Below are 1,356 nucleotides of genomic sequence, written 5' to 3' on the forward strand. Positions count from 1 at the left end.
CTGTAGGATTTGAAATCGCATTTACTGTAGCTGTAGTGATAACAGTACAGCTGTTGGCATCTGTAATTCTGAATGTATAAGTACCCGATGCTGATGCTGTATAGACATTAGTAGCCATAGCACTGTATGAAGTACCTCCATTTGTGGAAACCTCATAAGTATAAGAAGTTCTGCCTCCTGATGCCGTAACTGTAATCTGGGCCTCTGGCGTAGTTGGGGAACAACTCAACTCTCGGGTTACTGCTGATGTAGCAGTCAACTGTGGATAAACCGTAACGGCAGCCGATGGAACGATACAGCCGTTGGCATCCTTAACATGAACCGTATAAGTACCCGCTGAAACCGTAAAGACAGGACTGCTCTGGAAGGTGCCTGTAGCACCGCCAATACTATAGCTCAATGGAGCAAGACTTGTCGATGATGGCGTAGCTGTAATAGTAAAGCCACTGCCTGAACCTGTACACTGGTTGTCTACTGATACAGTTAATGATGGGGTACTGTCTCTTTCAACAGCAACATCCACTTTAAATGTACAGCCATTGGCATCCTTAACCCAAACATCCCAGTTGGCATTGGTAGCCGGGTTTAAATCCGCACTATTGCTGGCAACGTAATCTGATGCAACAGGTGCAACACCGTCTTGTTTGTAAGCATATGTATAGCCTGGAGTACCCCCTGTAGCCGTTACTGTAACCTTAGAGGTAGCAACATTACAATTCGCATTCACCGCTGAAGCTGTAGCTCCTAATAAACTAGGCTGGGTAATGCTGATAGAAGTAGGGAATGTACATCCTGTAGTCTCATCGGTGAAAACAACATCATAAGTACCAACACCAAGGTTTGGCAAGGTAAACGAAGCTCCACTCTGAGCCGTAACTGCAGCATTTGTGTTGACTTTATAACTGTAAGTTGAACTAAACTGGCTTACATCATACCTGATAGAACCTGTAGAACCTCCATTACAATATACATCGTTCAGCTTGGTGGCAATCGCTGCAATCTGAGTAACAACAGGAACCGTATGAGAGCCTGTAGCATAACAACCGCTAGCATCGGTCACTTTGAAACTATAAGTAACCCCTCCGGACAATCCGGTGAAAACTCCTGTAGTGTTCGAAGCCACAGAAGCAGCTGGTGCTGTAATTTCATATGTGAACACCGTACCAACTCCTGTACCTGCTGCCTTGGCAACAGTAACCGTACTGGTCGTACGAGAAGGCGGGCTGCAATAAATATCGGTATGGGTAATACCTGAAATTACTGGTGGATTTAATCTGTTGATAACAACTGATCCTGGGAAAGTACACCCATTATTGTCTTTTACGATATAATGTATCGTTTGATCTGTTCCATTAT

At 44.5% G+C, this 1,356-nt stretch carries 1 pseudogene; it reads right to left on the reverse strand.

The features are described 5' to 3' along the window. A pseudogene (locus K8B81_RS20765) lies at positions 1-1,356 on the reverse strand (hypothetical protein); the annotation flags it as partial.

Source organism: Flavobacterium hibisci, assembly GCF_020026925.1.
Lineage (GTDB): Bacteria > Bacteroidota > Bacteroidia > Flavobacteriales > Flavobacteriaceae > Flavobacterium > Flavobacterium hibisci.